This window comes from Kitasatospora phosalacinea, from assembly GCF_030268885.1.
GTDB lineage: Bacteria > Actinomycetota > Actinomycetes > Streptomycetales > Streptomycetaceae > Kitasatospora > Kitasatospora phosalacinea_C.
Genome location: NZ_BSSA01000001.1, coordinates 456,763 through 474,413 on the forward strand (window position 1 = coordinate 456,763; position 17,651 = coordinate 474,413).

The 17,651-nt window shown below is 74.9% G+C and carries 14 protein-coding genes; 7 read left to right on the forward strand and 7 right to left on the reverse strand.

All coding sequences use genetic code 11. The features are described from left to right. Positions 1-70: 70 nt before the first annotated feature. On the forward strand, positions 71-838 hold the full coding sequence (locus QSK52_RS01960; protein WP_285732754.1) for a hypothetical protein: 768 nt from the start codon (positions 71-73) through the stop codon (positions 836-838). A 166-nt stretch (positions 839-1,004) separates the two neighbouring features. Here the strand turns inward: QSK52_RS01960 and QSK52_RS01965 are convergent, their stop codons facing one another. Continuing rightward, the gene (locus QSK52_RS01965) at positions 1,005-2,309 is read right to left on the reverse strand and encodes a right-handed parallel beta-helix repeat-containing protein (protein ID WP_285732756.1); all 1,305 of its coding nucleotides are present in this window, start codon (positions 2,307-2,309) and stop codon (positions 1,005-1,007) included. 61 nt (positions 2,310-2,370) lie between these two features. Between QSK52_RS01965 and QSK52_RS01970 the strand changes: the two genes are divergently transcribed. From QSK52_RS01970 to QSK52_RS01980, 3 genes are all read left to right on the forward strand, one after another. Then, complete coding sequence (locus QSK52_RS01970; RefSeq protein WP_285732758.1) at positions 2,371-3,534, forward strand: Dyp-type peroxidase; 1,164 nt, start codon at positions 2,371-2,373, stop codon at positions 3,532-3,534. A 112-nt stretch (positions 3,535-3,646) separates the two neighbouring features. Continuing rightward, on the forward strand, positions 3,647-4,342 hold the full coding sequence (locus QSK52_RS01975) for a hypothetical protein (RefSeq protein ID WP_285732760.1): 696 nt from the start codon (positions 3,647-3,649) through the stop codon (positions 4,340-4,342). 56 nt (positions 4,343-4,398) lie between these two features. Continuing rightward, positions 4,399-4,674 carry a hypothetical protein gene (locus QSK52_RS01980; RefSeq protein ID WP_285732762.1) on the forward strand — a complete coding sequence of 92 codons (276 nt, stop codon included), beginning with the start codon at positions 4,399-4,401 and terminating at the stop codon, positions 4,672-4,674. 6 nt (positions 4,675-4,680) lie between these two features. Here QSK52_RS01980 and QSK52_RS01985 read toward each other — a convergent pair whose 3' ends face one another. The 5 genes from QSK52_RS01985 to QSK52_RS02005 all read right to left on the reverse strand — a co-directional run bounded on the left by QSK52_RS01985 (position 4,681) and on the right by QSK52_RS02005 (position 11,292). Continuing rightward, a complete protein-coding gene (locus QSK52_RS01985; RefSeq protein ID WP_285732764.1) occupies positions 4,681-5,835 on the reverse strand; it encodes an XdhC family protein in 1,155 nt (384 codons plus the stop codon). Between the two features lie 73 nt (positions 5,836-5,908). Further along, the gene (locus tag QSK52_RS01990; protein WP_285732766.1) at positions 5,909-7,372 is read right to left on the reverse strand and encodes an NCS2 family permease; all 1,464 of its coding nucleotides are present in this window, start codon (positions 7,370-7,372) and stop codon (positions 5,909-5,911) included. 190 nt (positions 7,373-7,562) lie between these two features. Beyond that, positions 7,563-9,923: a xanthine dehydrogenase subunit D gene (gene pucD / locus QSK52_RS01995; protein ID WP_285732768.1), complete on the reverse strand. Its 2,361-nt coding sequence runs from the start codon at positions 9,921-9,923 to the stop codon at positions 7,563-7,565. Next, complete coding sequence (locus QSK52_RS02000; protein ID WP_285732770.1) at positions 9,920-10,408, reverse strand: (2Fe-2S)-binding protein; 489 nt, start codon at positions 10,406-10,408, stop codon at positions 9,920-9,922. The genes pucD and QSK52_RS02000 overlap by 4 nt, the downstream gene beginning before the upstream one ends. Next, entirely contained in the window at positions 10,405-11,292 is an 888-nt protein-coding gene (locus QSK52_RS02005) for an FAD binding domain-containing protein (protein WP_285732772.1), read from the reverse strand. Before QSK52_RS02005 ends, QSK52_RS02000 begins: the two co-directional genes overlap by 4 nt. A gap of 287 nt (positions 11,293-11,579) precedes the next feature. Here QSK52_RS02005 and QSK52_RS02010 point away from each other — a divergent pair, with 287 nt between their 5' ends. Next, complete coding sequence (locus QSK52_RS02010; RefSeq protein ID WP_285732775.1) at positions 11,580-13,172, forward strand: PucR family transcriptional regulator; 1,593 nt, start codon at positions 11,580-11,582, stop codon at positions 13,170-13,172. A 23-nt stretch (positions 13,173-13,195) separates the two neighbouring features. Here QSK52_RS02010 and QSK52_RS02015 read toward each other — a convergent pair whose 3' ends face one another. After that, positions 13,196-14,347 (reverse strand): alpha/beta hydrolase, encoded by a 1,152-nt coding sequence (locus QSK52_RS02015; protein WP_352230254.1) that lies wholly within the window; start codon positions 14,345-14,347, stop codon positions 13,196-13,198. A 273-nt stretch (positions 14,348-14,620) separates the two neighbouring features. On the opposite strand from QSK52_RS02015, the gene QSK52_RS02020 reads away from it, so the two are divergent. Both QSK52_RS02020 and ggt read left to right on the forward strand, forming a co-directional pair. Further along, entirely contained in the window at positions 14,621-15,688 is a 1,068-nt protein-coding gene (locus QSK52_RS02020; RefSeq protein WP_285733420.1) for an ROK family glucokinase, read from the forward strand. 127 nt (positions 15,689-15,815) lie between these two features. After that, entirely contained in the window at positions 15,816-17,615 is a 1,800-nt protein-coding gene (gene ggt, locus QSK52_RS02025) for a gamma-glutamyltransferase (protein ID WP_285732777.1), read from the forward strand. Positions 17,616-17,651: the final 36 nt, after the last annotated feature.

A 17,651-nucleotide genomic window follows, 5' to 3' on the forward strand; every position in this document is an offset into this window, starting at 1 on the left:
CCGTCCGACGGGGCCCCGGGCACACCGCCCGGGGCCCCACCCGTGAACCCCCGAAGCCGCAGAGGAAACCGTGGCCACGCAGAAGAAGAACCGCCGACGGTACGCGGTGGCGGCCGTCCTGGCCGCCGTCCTGACCACCGCGGGCGGGGTGACGGCCTGGCAGGTCGCCGCCCGCCAGGACGACGCCCGTCCGCTCACCACCGAGGAGGCGTCCCGGCTCGCGCTCTCCCGGTTCACCCTCTACGGGGCGAGCCCCGCCGCCGTCGACCTGACCGTCCGGGAGGGCGGCGGCACCGTCGTCGAGGTGCACGGCGTCGTCGACTACCGCACCCGGCACGCCGCGGGCAGCTACCGGGTCACCGGCAGCCGGGGCGTCCTCGACGAGGGGCTCGTCGCCTGGGACACCGGCGGCCTCGGCCTCGCCAAGAGCCCCGCCGGGGCGGACGGACCGCCCTGGGAACAGGCCGAACACGTCCCCCGCACCGGCTGGACCTCCCGCCCCTACGGCACCGACCCGCTCGACGCCGGACTCGACCTCGCCGTCCAACTCGGCGCCGACCGCCCCGACAACCCGCTGCTCCTCGCCCAGGCCGGCCCCCGCCTGCTCGGCCACGACCGCATCGACGGCCGCGACCACGACCGCGTCTCCGGCCCCCGCCCGCGCGAAGCCGCCGCGAGCGGCGACACCTCGCCGCTCACCTACTGGATCGACGCCGAGGGCGGCCTGCGCCGCGTCACCATGCGGATGCCCGGCCTCGGGACCCCCGCCACCCTGGACTTCCACGGCCCGCAGCCCGGGGCGAAGCTGCCGGAGGCGCCGTGGGTGACGGCGGGGTGAGGCGGCGCAGCGGGGCGGGGGCGGCTGCGGCGGGTGGGGAGTGCGCCTGCGGCGGGCTGGCGGGGGTGTGGCGGGGTGCCCGCAGCCCGGGGCGAAGCTGCCGGAGGCCGCCGTGGGTGACCGCGGGGTGAGGCGGCGCAGCGGGGCCGGGCGGGGCGGCGTGGTCTCAGACTCCGGTGGGCAGGGGGTAGGAGTCCGGGTCGACCCGGCCCGGGAGGTCGACGGCGGGTGCGGCCGGGGCCTGCGGGTCGGGGAGCGAGGGTTGGGCGGGCGGGGCCGGGACGGCGTTGAAGGCCGTTCCCGGCGGGGCCTGCACGCCCGCCACCCGGCCCGCCGGGACGGGGCCCGCGCCCGGTGCGTCGCAGGCGGCCAGCTGCTCCAGCCGGTCCGGGCTCTGCGTCGAGGGACCGTTGCCGCTGAAGCAGTTGCTCGGGTCGGCCGCCGAACTGACCAGGTCCACCCCGTTGCCGGTGACCGCGTTCCGGGTGACCCGGTTCCCGGACGCCGGGTGCCCCGGCGGGTCCGTCACCAGCACGCCCGCCGCCCGGTTGCCCCGCACCAGGTTCCGCTCCACCCGGTTGCCCGTCCCGCCGCCGATGCCGATCCCGATGCCGAAGCCGCCGTCGGCCTGCTCCGGCGAGTCCGCCGCGTTGTTGTCCGCCACCACGTTGCCCGCGATCACCGCGGCGTGCTGCGGCGCCAGCGACTCCAGGTCGTTGGAGTTGACCGTCACCCCGACCCGGTTGCCCACCACCCGGTTGCCGACCACCGTCAGGTTCTCCGAGGCGTTGGTGATCTCGATGCCGACCGCGTTGCGCTCCACCGTGTTGCCCCGCACCAGGGTGTCGCACGGCTTGCACTGCCCGACGTAGATCCCCGAGTCGGCCTGCCCCGACGCGTACGACTCCTCGATGACCCCGCCGCGCGCGTCGAACGCGTAGATCCCGTACAGCGCGTTCCCGTACGCCGTCACCCGGGTCGCCCGGAAGCCCTGCACCGGTGGGAAGCGCGTGGTGTCCAGCGGGTCGTACGCGGAGCCGCCCGCGCCGTGGCGCTGCAGCTTCTCGTCGGTGACGCCGGTGAACAGCACGCCGTTGGCCAGGTAGCCGTGCACGGTCAGGTTCTCCACCACGCTGCCCGGGCCCGTCGCCGTGATGCCGTTGACCAGCTTCAGGCCGCCGTCGAACACCACCGCGTTGCGGTCCGTGCCGCGCAGCACCACCCGCGGCTTCGTGATCCGCACGCTCTCCCGGTACGTCCCCGGGCCGACCAGCACCAGGTCGCCCGGGTTCGCGACGTCCACCGCCCGCTGCACGGTCGGGACGTCCTGCGGCACCCGGACCACCGTCCCCGGCGGATGGCGGTCGGCGGACGGGCCGCCACCCCCGCCCGAGGAGCAGCCGACCGCCGCCGGGAGCAGCAGCAGCGCCGCACCGAGCGCCAACCGGCCCGCCCGGGCCTGACGGATCATCAAGGGAGCAAGTGAGAGGCGGAGTTGCATGAAACGTGTTCTATCGTCTGCAATGGCGGCCATGCACATCGAACCGGGGAACCCGCAGGACGCCACCGCACCGGCCCGGGCCCGGATCGACCGCCGCACCCTGTTCGCCGCGGGCGCCGCCCTCGCGGCGGGGGCCGCCGGAGCCGGTGCCGCCACCGCCCTCGCCCGCGAGGAGCGGCACCCGGCCGCCGCCCCGCCACCGCCCGGGCCCGCCCCCTTCCACGGTGCCCGGCAGTCCGGCGTCACCCGCCCCCAGCTCCCCGCCACCCGGCTGCTCGCCCTCGACCTGCCCGCCGGCACCGACCGCACCGCACTGCGCGCCCTGCTCGCCGCCGCCGGTGACGTCCTGGCCCGCGCCGCCGACGGCACCCTCGACGACCCGCGCCTGGACGGCGCCCCGCCGCGCACCACCTCGCTCGCCGCGATCGGCCCCGCCCTCGCCGCCCGCCTCCGGCTGCCCGTCCCCGACGGCTTCGCCGAACTCCCCGCCCTCCCCGGCGACCGCCTCGACCCCGCCCGCAGCGGCGGCGACCTGCTGCTCCAGGTCAGCACCGAACAGCCCTGGACCACCGGCGTCCTGACCGAGCACCTGCTCGCCGCCGCCACCGCCGCGGGCGCCACCCCCCGCTGGCGCCAGGACGGCTTCCTGCCGCCCGCCCCCGACGGCCGGACCCCGCGCAACCTGTTCGGCTTCAAGGACGGCACCGCCAACCCCGACCCCGCCGACCCCGCCCTCTGGCAGCGGGACGGCACCGTCCTGGTCTACCGTCGCATCCGGATGGACACCGCCGCCTTCGCGGCCCTCCCCGCCGACCGCCGCGAACTCGCCGTGGGCCGCCGCGCCGACACCGGCGCCCCGCTCACCGGCAGCGCCGAGCACGACGACCCCGACATCTACGCCAAGCACCCCGACGGCTCCTACGTCATCCCCGCCAGCGCCCACGTCCGCCTCAGCAGCCCCCGCCTCGACGGCGGCGCCCGGATGCTCCGCCGCGGCTGGTCCTACGACGACGCCCCGGCCGACCGCGGCCTCCTGTTCTGCGCCTTCATGCCCGACCCGGCCCTCTTCGTCCGCGTCCAGACCCGCCTCGCCGAACGCGACGCGCTGACGCCGTTCCTGACGCACACGGCCTCCGCCGTCGCCTGGGTCCTGCCGGGCGCGCGGGAGGGCGGGACGCTGGGGGAGGGGCTGTAGCGGGAGGCACGGTAACGGGAGGGAAACCACGGGGCGTCGGGGCCGGAGGCGGTGCCATACTCGGGCCTCCTCCCGGCGTACGGGTCGGGGGTGTGGAAGGGGGAGAACAGAGATGGCGCGCAAACCGATCGGCCGCAGAACGGCTCCCACCGCCGTGGCCGTCCTCCTGCTGGGCCTCGCGGCCTGCACCCAGGGCTCCGGCGCCCCGGACGACCACGCGACGGCCGTGGCCCCCACCGGGGCGCCCACCGGGTCGGCGAGCCCCACCGGGGCGCCCACCGGGTCGGCGGCCCCCGTGGCGGGGTTCCCGGCCGAGGCGCGCAGCCAGGCGCTGGAGAGGGCGGCGGCCGAGGGCTGGTCACCGGTGGAGGGCTCCATCGCCTCGATCGGTGGACACGGCGGTCAGGTGCCGCAACTGCTCTGGCAGACGGCGTCCGGGGACGTCTGCCTGGTGGAGGCGGTCACCCGCCTCACCCCGGCGTCCACGTGCGAGGGGCCGGAGAAGCTGGCCGTGACCGGCCCGGGCCTGCGGCACGTCTTCTGGTCCACGCTGAACGCCGACGACACCATGACCGCCCTGCTGATGGCCAGCTCCGAGGAGGCGGTCTCGGTCAGCTGCGCGGGCCGGGACCACCCGCTGGCGGAGGTCGCCCGGTACACGGTCGGGGGCGTGGAGCGGCGCTTCTACACCGTCGACCTTCCCGAGGACCGGGGCGGCACCTACCGGGCCGTCGTCACGCGGAACGGACAGCGGGTGACGGAGGACGTGCCGATCCTCTTCAGCCCCGCGAAGAAGACGGAGTGCTGACCCCGGGGGGCGCCCGCCGGGCCCGGGTTGTCGGTCGGGGGTGCGAGCCTGGCCCCATGGACGAACGCGACAGCGAGCAGTTGCTGCGGGGCCGGGTCTACGGCGCGGACCACGACGACCCCGGCCCCCGGCCGGGCCGGGCGTACCGGGAGCTGGTCGGCGGCCCGCTGGACGGGCTGCTGCTGGACGTCACCGGCTGGGCGGCCGACGCGCTCGCCGACGGCGCCGCCCTGCCCACCCACCTGGGCCGCTACGGCGGGGCGGGCACCTCGCGCTACGAGCCGCGCCCGACCGACCCGCGGCGCTGGGACTGGGCCGGCGACAGTCGGTAGGGCCGCTCAGGCCGCGTGCGGGGAGCCGGGGTCGGCCGGGGCGAGGTCGTGGTGGATCGGGCCGCCGGTGGCGGAGAGCGGGAGGCAGGAGCCGCCGCGGGCCTCGGCGACGAGCTGGGCGGCGATGGAGACGGCGGTCTCCTCCGGGGTGCGGGCGCCGAGGTCGAGGCCGATGGGAGAGCGCAGGCGGGCCAACTCGGCTTCGGTGACGCCGACTTCGCGCAGCCGGGCGGCGCGGTCGCGGTGGGTGCGGCGGGAGCCCATCGCACCGACGTAGCCGACCGGCAGGCGCAGGGCGCGCTCCAGCAGCGGGACGTCGAACTTGGCGTCGTGGGTGAGGACGCACAGCACGCTGCGGCCGTCGAGCCGCTCCAGCTGGGTGTCGAGGTAGCGGTGCGGCCAGTCGACGACGAGCTCGTCCGCCTCGGGGAAGCGGCGCGCGGTGGCGAAGACCGGCCGGGCGTCGCAGACGGTGACGTGGTAGCCGAGGAACTTGCCGATCCGCACCACCGCCGAGGCGAAGTCGATCGCCCCGAAGACCAGCATCCGCGGCGGCGGCACGTACGCCTCGACGAAGACGGTGACGGTGTGCTCGGCGGACGGGTCGCAGGGCCGCCCGTCCAGGCCGAGGACGAGCCGGCCGGTGCGCCCGGCGGAGAGCATCGCGCGGGCCTCGGCGACGGCGGCGCGCTCCAGCCGGAAGGAGGCGAACGAGCCGTGGTGGGCGTCGGCGGTGACGGCGATCGTGCCGCCGAGCAGGGCGGGCGGGCCGTCGACGATCCGGGCCACCGCGACGGGCGTGCCGGAGGCGGTGCAGGCGACGGCGGCGTCCAGGCCGGGGTCCGCGCCGGGGGTGACCGGCTGGACGAAGACGTCGAGCAGGCCGCCGCAGGTCAGGCCGACGGCGAAGGCGTCCTCGTCGCTGTAGCCGAAGCGTTCCAGCACGGGGGCGCCGCTCTCCAGCGCGGCGCGGCACAGCTCGTACACGGCGCCCTCGACGCAGCCGCCGGAGACCGAGCCGACCGCCTCGCCGTCCGCGTCGACGGCCAGCGCCGCGCCGGGTTCGCGCGGGGCGGAGCCGGAGACGCCGACCACGGTGGCCACCGCGTAGCGGCGTCCGGCGGCGTGCCAGGTGTGCAACTGGTCGGCGATGTCGTGCACGGGGCTGCTCCTTGTGACGGGCGGTGCCGCCCCGCCGGAGGGTCCGGCGGGGCGGCGGGGGTGGGCGCGGGCGTCAGTGCACGCCCAGCCAGGACTTGATCGGGACGAGCGCGAAGTACACGACGAACACGCCGGTCAGGATCCACATCAGCGGGCCGGGCTCGCGCCACTTGCCGGTGCCCGCCTTGATGACGGTGTACGAGACGACGCCGGCCGCGACGCCCGCGGTGATGCTGTAGGTGAACGGCATCAGCACGCAGGTGAGGAACGCGGGGATGGCGATCTCGCGGTCCGACCAGTCGATGTGCCGGGCCTGGCTCATCATCATCGAGCCGATCACCACCAGCGCGGCGGAGGCGACCTGCACCGGCACCACCGCGGCGACCGGCGAGAAGAACAGCATCAGGGCGAACACGCCGCCGGTGACGGTGGAGGCCAGGCCGGTGCGGGCGCCGTCGCCGACGCCGGTGGCCGACTCGACGAACACGGTCTGCCCGGACGCGCCGGACAGGCCGCCGATCGCGCCGCCCGCGCCGTCGACGAACAGTGCCTTGGACAGGCCGGGCATCCGGCCCTTGGAGTCGGCCAGCCCGGCCTCGGTGCCGACGCCGATGATGGTGGCCATCGCGTCGAAGAACCCGGCCAGCACCAGGGTGAACACGGCGACCGAGGCGCTGATCGCGCCCAGCCCGTGCGAGCCGAACGCGCCGAACAGGTCGACGTGCCCGAACAGCCCGAAGTCGGGTGCGGAGACCGGCGAGCCGGGCCAGGTCGGCGCCGAGCCGCCCCAGTCCTTCGCGGTCAGCCCGGCCGCCTCGTTGACGACCAGCGCGACCGCGGTGCCCGCCGCGATGCCGATCAGGATGGCGCCCCGGACGTTCCGGGCCAGCAGCACGAAGATGGTGAGCAGGGTGAGCGCGAAGACCAGCACCGGCCAGCCCTGGAGCTCGCCGAACGGGCCGAGCGAGAGCGGGGTGGGGCCGCCGGTGTGCACGAACCCGGCCTTGTAGAAGCCGATGATCGCGACGAACAGGCCGATGCCGATGGTGATGGCGTGCTTGAGCGGCAGCGGGATGCCGTTCATGATCTTCTCGCGCAGGCCGGAGACGACCAGCAGCACGATCAGCAGGCCGTAGATCACGCACAGGCCCATCGCCTGCGCCCAGGTGGTGTGCGGCACCACCAGCGCGGATATCGCGCCGGAGACGGACAGGCCGGCCGCGACCGCCAGCGGCACGTTGCCGACCACGCCCATCAGGATCGTGGTGACGGCGGCGGCCAGCGCGGTGGCGGTGGTCAGCTGGGCGTGGCCCAGCTTGGCGCCGGTGACGTCCGCGCCGCTCAGGATGATCGGGTTGAGCAGGACGATGTAGGCCATCGCCATGAAGGTGGTGAGGCCGCCGCGGATCTCGTTGCCCAGGGTGGAGCCGCGCGCCGAGATCTTGAAGTAGGCGTCGAGGGCGCCTCTGGCGGGTGTGTCGGGCGCGGTGGGGGCCGCTTCTTCGGTGGGGCCGGGCTCCGTGGAGGTCCGGGACATGTCCACTCCCAAGGTTCATAGGGGGTTGGGGTGGGCGAGCCGACCTGAATGCCCGTCAGGTGGGGTACGCAGGGGGACTGGTTCGACTCACGGGTGGGGGGTGCTGCGGGGCCCGGCGAGACTCCGGCAGCGCCCCGGGGATCAGCAGGGAAGACGGGTGCTGTCCCCGGGGACGTTCTCGGACGGCCCGTCAGAGCGTGTCGGTCAGGTGCTCCGGCCGCACCGGGATGCGGGTGAGCGCCTTGCCGGTGGCCTGGCGGATGGCCGCGACGATCGACGGGGTGGCGGAGACGGTGGGGGCCTCGCCGACGCCGCGCAGCCCGTACGGGGCGTGCGGGTCGGGGAGCTCCAGGATCTGCACCGGGATCGGCGGGGTGTCCAGGATGGTCGGGATCAGGTAGTCGGTGAAGGAGGCGTTGCGCACCTTGCCGTCCTTCACCACGATCTCCTCCATCACCGCGAGCCCCAGCGCCTGGGTGCAGCCGCCCTGGATCTGGCCGACCACCGAGAGCGGGTTGAGCGCCTTGCCGACGTCCTGCACGGCCGTCAGCTCGACCACCTTGACCAGGCCCAGCTCCACGTCCACGTCGACCACGGCGCGGTTGGCGCAGAAGGTGTACTGGACGTGGCCGAAGCCCTGCCCGGTCTCCTTGTCGAACGGGACGGTGGGGCGGTGGTGGTGCTCGCGGGTCTGCTCGATGGCGTCGTCCCCGAGCAGGTCGACGATCGGGATCAGCACCCCGGCGGAGGCCGAGACCACCTTGCCGCCGACCAGCGACAGGTCGGTCTGCGTCCAGCCGTAGCGGTGCCGCCCGCGCTCCAGCAGCTCGTGCCGCACGGCCTCGGCGGCGAGCTTCACCGCGCCGCCGGTCATGTACGTCTGCCGGGAGGCGGAGGTCGAGCCCGCCGAGCCGACCTCGGTGTTGGCCGGGTGGATGGTGACCTGCTCGACGCCCAGCTCGGTGCGGGCGATCTGGGCGTGCACGGTGACGCCGCCCTGGCCGACCTCGGCCATCGCGGTGTGCACCATGGCGACCGGCTCGCCGCCGATCACCTCCAGCCGGACCCGGGCGGTGGAGTAGTCGTCGAAGCCCTCGGAGAAGCCGACGTTCTTGATGCCCACCGAGTAGCCGACGCCGCGCACGATGCCCTCGCCGTGCGAGGTGTTGGACAGCGCGCCCGGCAGGGTGCGCACGTCCAGGTGCTCCAGGTCGAGCGGCGGCGGCAGCGGCATGTCCTTGACCCGCTGGAGCAGTTCGGCGACCGGCGCGGGCGCGTCGATCTCCTGCCCGGTCGGCATCCGGTCGCCCTGGGTGACGGCGTTCAGCTGCCGCAGCTCGACCGGGTCCATGCCGAGCGCCTCGGCCAGCTTGTCCATCTGCGACTCGTAGCCGAACGCGGCCTGCACCGCGCCGAAGCCGCGCATCGCCCCGCAGGACGGGTTGTTGGAGTACAGCGCGATCGCGTGCATCCGCACGTTCGGGATGACGTACGGGCCGTGGCCCAGCGAGGCGGCGTTGCCGACCACCGCGGGGGAGGCGGAGGCGTAGGCGCCGCCGTCCAGCACGATCCGGCAGTCGGCGAAGACCAGCTTGCCGTCGCGGGTGGCGCCGTGCTCGTAGCGCATCCGCGCCGGGTGGCGGTGCACGTGCCCGAAGAAGGACTCGTCCCGGGCGTAGACGATCTTGACGGGCTTGCCGGTGTGCAGCGCCAGCAGGCAGGCGTGGATCTGCATCGACAGGTCCTCGCGGCCGCCGAACGCCCCGCCCACCCCGGCCAGCGTGAGCCGGACCTTCTCCAGCGGCAGGTCCAGCACGGGCGCCATCTGCTGGCGGTCCACGTGCAGCCACTGGGTGGCGATGTACAGGTCGACGCCGCCGTCCTCGGCGGGCACCGCCAGCCCGGACTCCGGGCCGAGGAACGCCTGGTCCTGCATGCCGACCTCGTACTCGCCGGAGACGACCACGTCCGCCAGCGCCCGCACCTCGTCGGTCACGCCCAGGCCGGAGACCAGCTTCTGCTCGTGGCAGACGTTGCCGTACGCGTGCGACTTGTACTCGTGCGGCTCGTGCACGTAGCCGTGGGTCTCCGGGTCGAGGCACTGCTCCTCGGTGACGATCGGGGTCAGCACCTCGTACTCGACCTTGATCTTCTTCACCGCGCGGCGGGCCGTCTCCGGGTGGTCGGCGGCCACCAGGGCGATCGCCTCGCCGTGGTAGCGGACCTTGTCGATCGCCAGGGCCGGCTGGTCGGCGATCTCCAGGCCGTAGTACTTCTCGCCCGGGATGTCCTCGTGGGTGAGCACCGCGTACACCCCGGGCACCTTCAGCGCCTCGGAGACGTCCACCGACAGGATGTTCGCCCGGGGGTGCGGGGAGCGCAGCGCGGTGCCCCACAGCATGTCCTCGTGCCACAGGTCGGAGGAGTAGGCGAACTCGCCCTTCACCTTCAGCGTGCCGTCGGGGCGCAGCGGGGAGCCGCCGATGCCGTCCTTGGCCGCCTGGTTGATCTTCTGCAGGTTCTTCTGGCCCGCGATGGTACGAGTGCTCATTCCGCGTGCTCCTTGCCCGCACACGTGCGGGCCGAGGCCAGCCGCACCGCGTCCATGATCTTCTCGTAGCCGGTGCAGCGGCACAGGTTGCCCGACAGCGCCTCGCGGATGTCGGTGTCCGAGGGCTGCGGGTCCGCGGCCAGCAGGGCGTCGGTCTGCACCAGCAGCCCGGGGGTGCAGAAGCCGCACTGCACGGCGCCCGCGTCCACGAACGCCTGCTGGACCAGGCCCAGTTCGCCGTCCGGGCCGGCCAGGCCCTCCACGGTGCGCACCTCGCGGCCCTGCACCTGGCCCGCCGCCACCAGGCAGGAGCACACCGGCACCCCGTCCAGGTAGACCGTGCACGAGCCGCACTCGCCCTGCTCGCAGGCGTTCTTGGACCCGGGGAGGCCGACCCGCTCGCGCAGGACGTACAGCAGGGACTCGCCCTCCCACACGTCGTCGGCCTCCACCGGCTTGCCGTTCGCGCTGAACGTGACCCTCATGCCGCGCTCCTGATCTGCTTGCGATAGTCGTTCCAACACCACGTCAGGGTGCGCCGGGCCATCACGGCCAGCGCGTGCCGCCGGTAGTCGGCGGTGCCCCGGACGTCGTCGATCGGGGAGGCCGCGGCCTTCACCAGCTCGCCGAAGCGCTGCACCACCTCCGGGCCCAGCAGCTCGCCGGACTCCCACAGGCCGCGCTCGGCCAGCACCCCCCGCAGGTACTCCTCGGCCTCCACCGCCCGGCGCGGCGTCGGCGCGGCCGAGCCGATGCCGGTGCCGACCGTGCCGTCCTCGGGGTGCAGCGCGAAGCCGAACGCGCAGACCGCGATCACCATCGCGTTGCGGGTGCCGATCTTCGAGAACTGCTGCGGGCCGTCCGCGACCGGGATCCGCACCGCGCGGATCAGCTCGTCCGGCTCCAGGCTGTTGCGCTTCACCCCGACGTAGAACTCGTCGATCGGGATCAGCCGCGACCCGCGCACCGAGTGCGCCTCCACGCACACCTCCCGGCCCGCGGCCAGCAGCGCCGGGTGCGAGTCGCCGGCCGGCGAGGCCGCGCCCAGGTTGCCGCCGACGCTGCCGCGGTTGCGGATCTGCGGCGAGCCGACGGTGTGCGCGGCCAGCGCCAGGCCCGGCAGCGGCCCCGACAGCTCCTCGATGATCCGGGCGTACGGCACCGCCGCACCCAGCCGGACGGTCGCGCCGTCGCTGCTCCACTCGGTGAGCTCGGTGATGCGGTTCAGGTCGAGGATCGCGGATGGCCGGTGCACGTCGAAGTTCAACTCGACCATGACGTCCGTGCCGCCGGAGATCGGCAGCGCGGTGGGGTGCTCGGCCTTCGCCGCGAGTGCCTCGTCCCAGGTGGCGGGCCGAAGGAACTCCATGCGGGTAACTCCTCAAGTCGTCGCCGACGGACGCGGGCACCTGCGCCCTTGCCGGTGTCCGGGGCCCGGGGGCCTCGGCCACCGCGGTGCAGCCCGGCGGCGTGTTGGCAAGTGAACCGCTGTGACGGGGGCCACTGGCAGTCACCGATGGCATGAGGCCCGGCAGTGCCCCGCACCACCGTCCTGTACGTTCCTCTAAGGTGGACGATCCTCCAGCCCAGCTCGTGCACACTGGGCCGTTCCACCCCGCGGTCCCACCCTCACAGACCAAGCAAGAAGGGCTGCCCATGCGCGTCCGTGACCTGCTCGCCCCCGGAGCCCCCCGACTGCGCCTGCTCGCCGGCGAGGACGAGCTCGACCGGCAGGTCACCGGAGTGATGACCACCGACCTGCAGGACCCCGGCCGCTACCTGCACGGCGGCGAACTCGTCCTCACCGGCATGCTCTGGCGCACCGCGCCCGCCGACTCCGAGCGCTTCGTGCGCACCATCGCCACCGCCGGGGCCGCCGCCCTCGGCGCCGGGGAGGTCGAGGTCGGCCCCGTCCCCGCCGACCTGGTCGAAGCCTGCCGCCGCCACCGCCTGCCGCTGCTCGCCGTCCCCGACGACGTCGCCTTCGGCACGGTCACCGAGTACGTCGGCCGCCAGGTCTCCGCCGACCGCGCCGCCGACCTCGCCGCCCTCGTCGACCGGCACCGCCTGCTGGTCTCCGCCGCGGGCGCGGGCGGCCTCGACGCCGTCCTCGACCTGCTCGGCGGCGACCTCGACCTGGACTGCTGGGTGCTCACCCCCACCGGCCGGGTCGTCGCCGGGCCCGCCGACCGGCTGCCCGCCGCCGACCGCGACCAGCTCTCCCGCGCCCACCTGGCCGCCCAGCGCCAGCGCCGCCGCCCCCCGCACCGCGTCCGCCTCGCCGGGGGCACCTACTCGCTGCTGCCCGCCGCCGCCGAGACGGACGCCGAGACCCCGCTCGCCGACTGGATCCTCGCCGTCGCCGGGGACGTCACCGAATGGACCCCCAAGCGCCAGCAGCTCGCCGAGAACCTGGCCCGCCTGGTCGCCGCCGAACGCACCCGCCGCGACGAGGGCCGCCGCCTGCGCCGCCGGATCGCCGACGAGGTCCTCACCCTGCTCCAGCGCGACGCCGACCCCGCCGAGATCGGCCGCGCCCTGCAGGCGTCCACCACCATGGCCGCCCGCTACGAGGGCTCCACCGAGACCTCCGGCGCGAGCCCGCAGTGGCTGGTGCTGTCCGCCGACGCCACCGGACTGCCCGACGGCGCGCTGCGCCCCGTCCTGGAGGAGGCCCTCGCCGCGGCCACCGACCGCGCCCTGGTCGCCGCCCTCGGCCCGACCGGCGCGGTCGTCGTCCTGCCCGCCCTCGACACCCCCGTCCCCGCCGACGCCGTCCGGGCGCTGCTCGCCCCGCTGGAGGCGGGCCTCGGCTCCGAGGGCCGGATCACCGTCGGCGTCTGCGCCCCCGCCGCCGAGTCCGGCGGCCTGCGCGGCGCCCTGGAGGAGGCCCGGCACGCCCGGCGGATCGCCGCCGCCCGGGTCGGCCGGGTCTGCGTGGCGGGCCCCGAGGAGCTCGCCTCGCACGTCCTGCTGCTGGCCGCCGTCCCCGACGAGGTCCGCCGCGCCTTCCGCAGCCGCCTGCTCGACCGGGTCATCGCCTACGACCTGGAGCACCAGGCGGACCTGGTCCGCACCCTGGAGGCGTTCCTCCGCTCCGACGGCTCCTGGACGCGCTGCGCCGCCCAGCTGCACGTCCACGTCAACACGCTGCGCTACCGCATCGGCCGGATCGAGGAGCTCACCGGCCGCGACCTCTCCCGCCTGGAGGACCGGGTCGACTTCTACCTGGCCCTCGAACTCGCCTGACGGCCCTTCGCGCGGACGCCGCGTCAGTGCTGGACGGGGATCACGCCCGTCAGCCAGGTGAACACGCCCGGCACCATGGGCTTCCACACGTCGCTGCTGTGCGCGCCGCTGGTCTCCTGCACGGTGACGGTGGTGGGGGCCTTCGCGGCGGCCTTCAGGGCCTCGCCCGCCTCCAGGCCGTCGCCCTTGTTGCCGCTGACGTAGAGGGCGGTCTTCGGCGGGGTCTTCGCGGACTTCAGGATGTTCAGCGGGTTGGAGACCTCCCGCAGGTGCGGGTCCTTCGCGGTCAGCGACTTCTCCTCGACGCCCGGGTCGTTGTACCCGGAGAGGCTGACCCCGGCCCGGTAGCGGTTCGGGTGCTCCAGGGCGAGCTTGGCCGCGCAGTGGGCGCCCGCGGAGTACCCGGCCACCGCCCAGCGGTCGGGGGACGGGTCGGCCCGGAAGTTGTCGAGCACCATCTGCGGGACGTCGCGCGACAGCCAGGCGTCCGCGTTGACCTTGCCGGGGACGTCGGCGCAGCCGGTGTCGGTGTTGTCGCCCAGCAGGTTGGTGCGCGGCGAGACCAGGATGAACGGGGCGACCTGCCCGCTCTGCATCATCGGCTTCAGCTGCTCGGACACCCGCAGGGTGCCGAACCAGGTCTTCGAGGAGCCCGGCCAGCCCGGCAGCAGCTCCACCACGGGGAAGGTCTTGTCCTTGTACGCGGGGTCGTCGTACTGCGGCGGCAGCCAGACCAGCACCTCGCCGTCCACGCCGGAGACCGCGCCCTTCAGGTCGGTGGTCTGCACGTCGTTGGGGACCTTCGGGTCGCCGACCGGCTTGAACTGCTGGAGCACCTTGGCGTGCTGCGCGTCGTTGCCGGGGGCGCCCGTCGCGTCCGGCCCGCCGTTGGCCTGCGCCTGCAGGTCCGGCACCGCGCGGACGTGGTTGCCGGTGCCCAGCAGGTCGTCCCAACTGCCGTAGATCAGGTTGGCGTTGTTCACCATGACGAACACCGTGAGGACGGCGGTGAGCTGACAGAACAGCAGCATCGCGATCCTGGACAGCGCCTGGAAGGCCCGCGGTCCGCGCACCCGGCCCCAGAGCAGCAGCGCCACCGCGATGGAGACCGGCACCAGGACGATCGTGAGGATGAGGAACGGGGTGCCTGTCAGCTGCATCTGGGTCTCTCGCATCGGTTCGTCCGGCCGTCCGGGGCAAGGTCCCCCGGTTCACGCATCACACTTGTCAGACTGCGTCACACAGTCGATCAGTTGCTGTCGACACTCGCGGAAACCTGAGAGGAACATCACGTTTTCGTGAGAATCCGCTGTGCGTTCTGCGCTCAGTCTGCCAGTTCGCCCACGGCCCTCCGACACCGGACCGCAACCTTTACCCAATCAAGGAGCATTCGTTCCGTGACCCGAGCCAGCGGCCCCGCCCGCCCCGCCCGCCCCGTCCTGCCCAACCTGCTGGGCCTCGGCCCGCGCGCCGAGCGCCGCCGCCGCACCCTGCCCGCGGGCGTGCTGAGGCTCCCCACCATCGGCGTGGACATCGGCGGCACCAAGGTGGTCGCGGGCGTGGTCGACGGGGACGGCCACGTGGTGGACCGGCTGCGCACCGAGACGCCCGACAAGAGCAAGAGCCCCAAGGTGGTCGAGGACGTCATCGTCGACCTGGTCCTGCAGCTCGCCGACAAGCACGACGTGCACGCGGTCGGCGTCGGCGCGGCGGGCTGGGTGGACGCCGAGCGCTCCACCGTGCTGTTCGCCCCGCACCTGAACTGGCGCGGAGAACCGTTGCAGCAGGCGCTCAGCTCCCGGCTGCGCTTCCCCGTCGTGGTGGAGAACGACGCCAACGCCGCGGCCTGGGCCGAGTGGCGCTTCGGCGCCGGACGCGGCGAGGACCACATGGTGATGATCACCCTGGGCACCGGGATCGGCGGCGCCCAGGTCCGCGACGGCCACGTCGACCGGGGCAAGCACGGCCTGGCCGGGGAGTTCGGCCACATGCAGGTGGTGCCCGGCGGCCACCGCTGCCCGTGCGGCAACCGCGGCTGCTGGGAGCAGTACTCCTCCGGCAACGCGCTGGTGCGCGAGGCCCGCGAACTGGCCGCCGAGGAGTCCCCGGTGGTGCAGCCCCTGCTGGCCCGGGCCGGCGGCACCCCGCTGGGCATCACCGGCCCGCTGGTCACCGAGGCCGCCCGGGACGGCGACGCCGTCGCCGTCGAGCTGCTCTACGAGGTCGGCCGCTGGCTCGGCGTCGGCATCGCCAACCTGGCCGCCGCCCTCGACCCCGGCCGCTTCGTCATCGGCGGCGGCGTCAGCGAGGCGGGCGACCTGCTGCTGGCCCCCGCCCGGGACGCCTTCGCCCGCACCCTCACCGGCCGCGGCTTCCGCCCCGAGGCCGAGATCGCGCACGCCGCCCTCGGCAACGAGGCCGGACTGGTCGGCGCCGCGGACCTGGCCCGCCAGGTCGCCCGCCGCTTCCGCACCGTCAAGCGCCGCCGGGTGGAACGGACCGCGGGCAACGGCTGACCGCCGCACGGGTGTTGACGCCGCGTCAACACCTCGTGAAAACGCCGCCGGATGGCCGACGCACCTGTTGTCCGGTGCACGGCGGATGTGGGAGAACGGGGGACCGACGCCGTTCCAGGGAGGCCGCATGCGCGCCCGCACCCGTCTCGTCCCCCTCCTCGTGCTGGTCACCGCCACCGGACTGCTGGCCGCCCCCGCGCAGGCCGTCCCCGACGGCAAGGCCCCGCCGGGCAAGCAGCCGGTCGCGGTCGGCTGGGGCGGCGCGGTGGCCAGCGTGGACGCCGACGCCACCGCCGCCGGGCTGGAGGTGCTCGAGCACGGCGGCAACGCGGTGGACGCCGCCGTCGCGACCGCCGCCGCGCTCGGCGTCACCGAGCCCTACTCGGCCGGGATCGGCGGCGGCGGGTACTTCGTCCACTACGACGCCCGCACCGGGAAGGTCGAGACCATCGACGGCCGGGAGACCGCCTCCCGGCACGCCGACAGCGCGCTGTTCCTGGAGGACGGCAAGCCGCTCGCCTTCGACGAGGCCGTCACCAGCGGCCTGTCGGTCGGCGTGCCCGGCACCGCCGCGACCTGGCAGCGCGCGCTGCAGCGCTGGGGCAGCCGCAGCCTGGGCCGGGTGCTGGAGCCCGCCGAGCGGATCGCCGAGCGCGGGTTCACCGTCGACCGGACCTTCCAGGACCAGACCGCCGCCAACCGGGCCAGGTTCCAGGACTTCCCGGCCAGCCGCGACCTGTTCCTGCCCGGCGGGCAGCTCCCGGCCGTCGGCTCCACCTTCCGCAACCCCGACCTGGCCGCCACCTACCGGGAGCTGGGCCGCCGCGGCACCGACGCGCTGTACCGCGGCCCGATCGGCGCCGACGTGGTGCGCACCCTGCAGCACCCGCCCGTCGACCCCGCCTCCGGCCGCACCGCCCGCCCCGGGAAGGTCGACGCCGCCGACCTGGCCGCCTACCGGGTCCGCGACCAGGAGCCGACCCACGTCAGCTACCGGGGCCTGGACGTGTACGGCATCGCGCCGTCCTCCTCCGGCGGGACGACGGTCGGCGAGGCGCTGAACATCCTGTCCGCGGGCAGCGGCGCCGACCTCGCCGACCCCGTCCGCTACGACCACCGCTTCCTGGAGGCCAGCCGGATCGCCTTCGCCGACCGCAACCGCTGGGTCGGCGACCCGTCCGCCGTCCAGGTGCCGACCCGGCAGCTCCTCGACCCCGGCTACGGCGCCGCCCGGGCCTGCCTGATCGACCCCGGCCACGCCCTGACCAGCCCGCTCGCCCCCGGCGACCCGTACCACCCGACGGCCTGCGGCAGCACCGGGCAGCCCGCCGCCGAACCGTACGAGGGGCAGAGCACCACCCACCTGACCGTCGCCGACCGCTGGGGGAACGTGGTCTCCTACACGCTGACCATCGAGCAGACCGGCGGCAGCGGCATCACCGTCCCCGGCCGGGGCTTCCTGCTCAACAACGAGCTGACCGACTTCGACTTCGCGCCGCTCACCCCCGGCGTCCCCGACCCGAACCTGCCCGGACCCGGCAAGCGGCCGCGCTCCTCGATCTCGCCGACGATCGTGCTCAAGGACGGCGAGCCCTACCTGGCGCTCGGCTCGCCCGGCGGCGCCACCATCATCACCACCGTCCTACAGGTGCTGACCGGCCGGGTGGACCGCGGGCTGACGCTGGAACAGGCCATCGCCGCGCCCCGGGCCAGCCAGCGCAACGGCGCCGCCACCCAGGCCGAACCCGCCTTCCTGGCCTCGCCCGAGGCGGCGCAGCTGCAGGCGCTGGGCCACGTGTTCGCGGCCACCCCGGAGATCGGCGCCGCCACCGGCGTCGAACGGCTCCCGGACGGCCGCTGGCTGGCCGCCGCCGAACCGGTGCGGCGCGGCGGGGGAGCGGCGGGCGTGGTGCGGCCCTCCCGCTGACCCCCCGTCAGCCCGTCCGGCTGCCGGGTGCTGTCG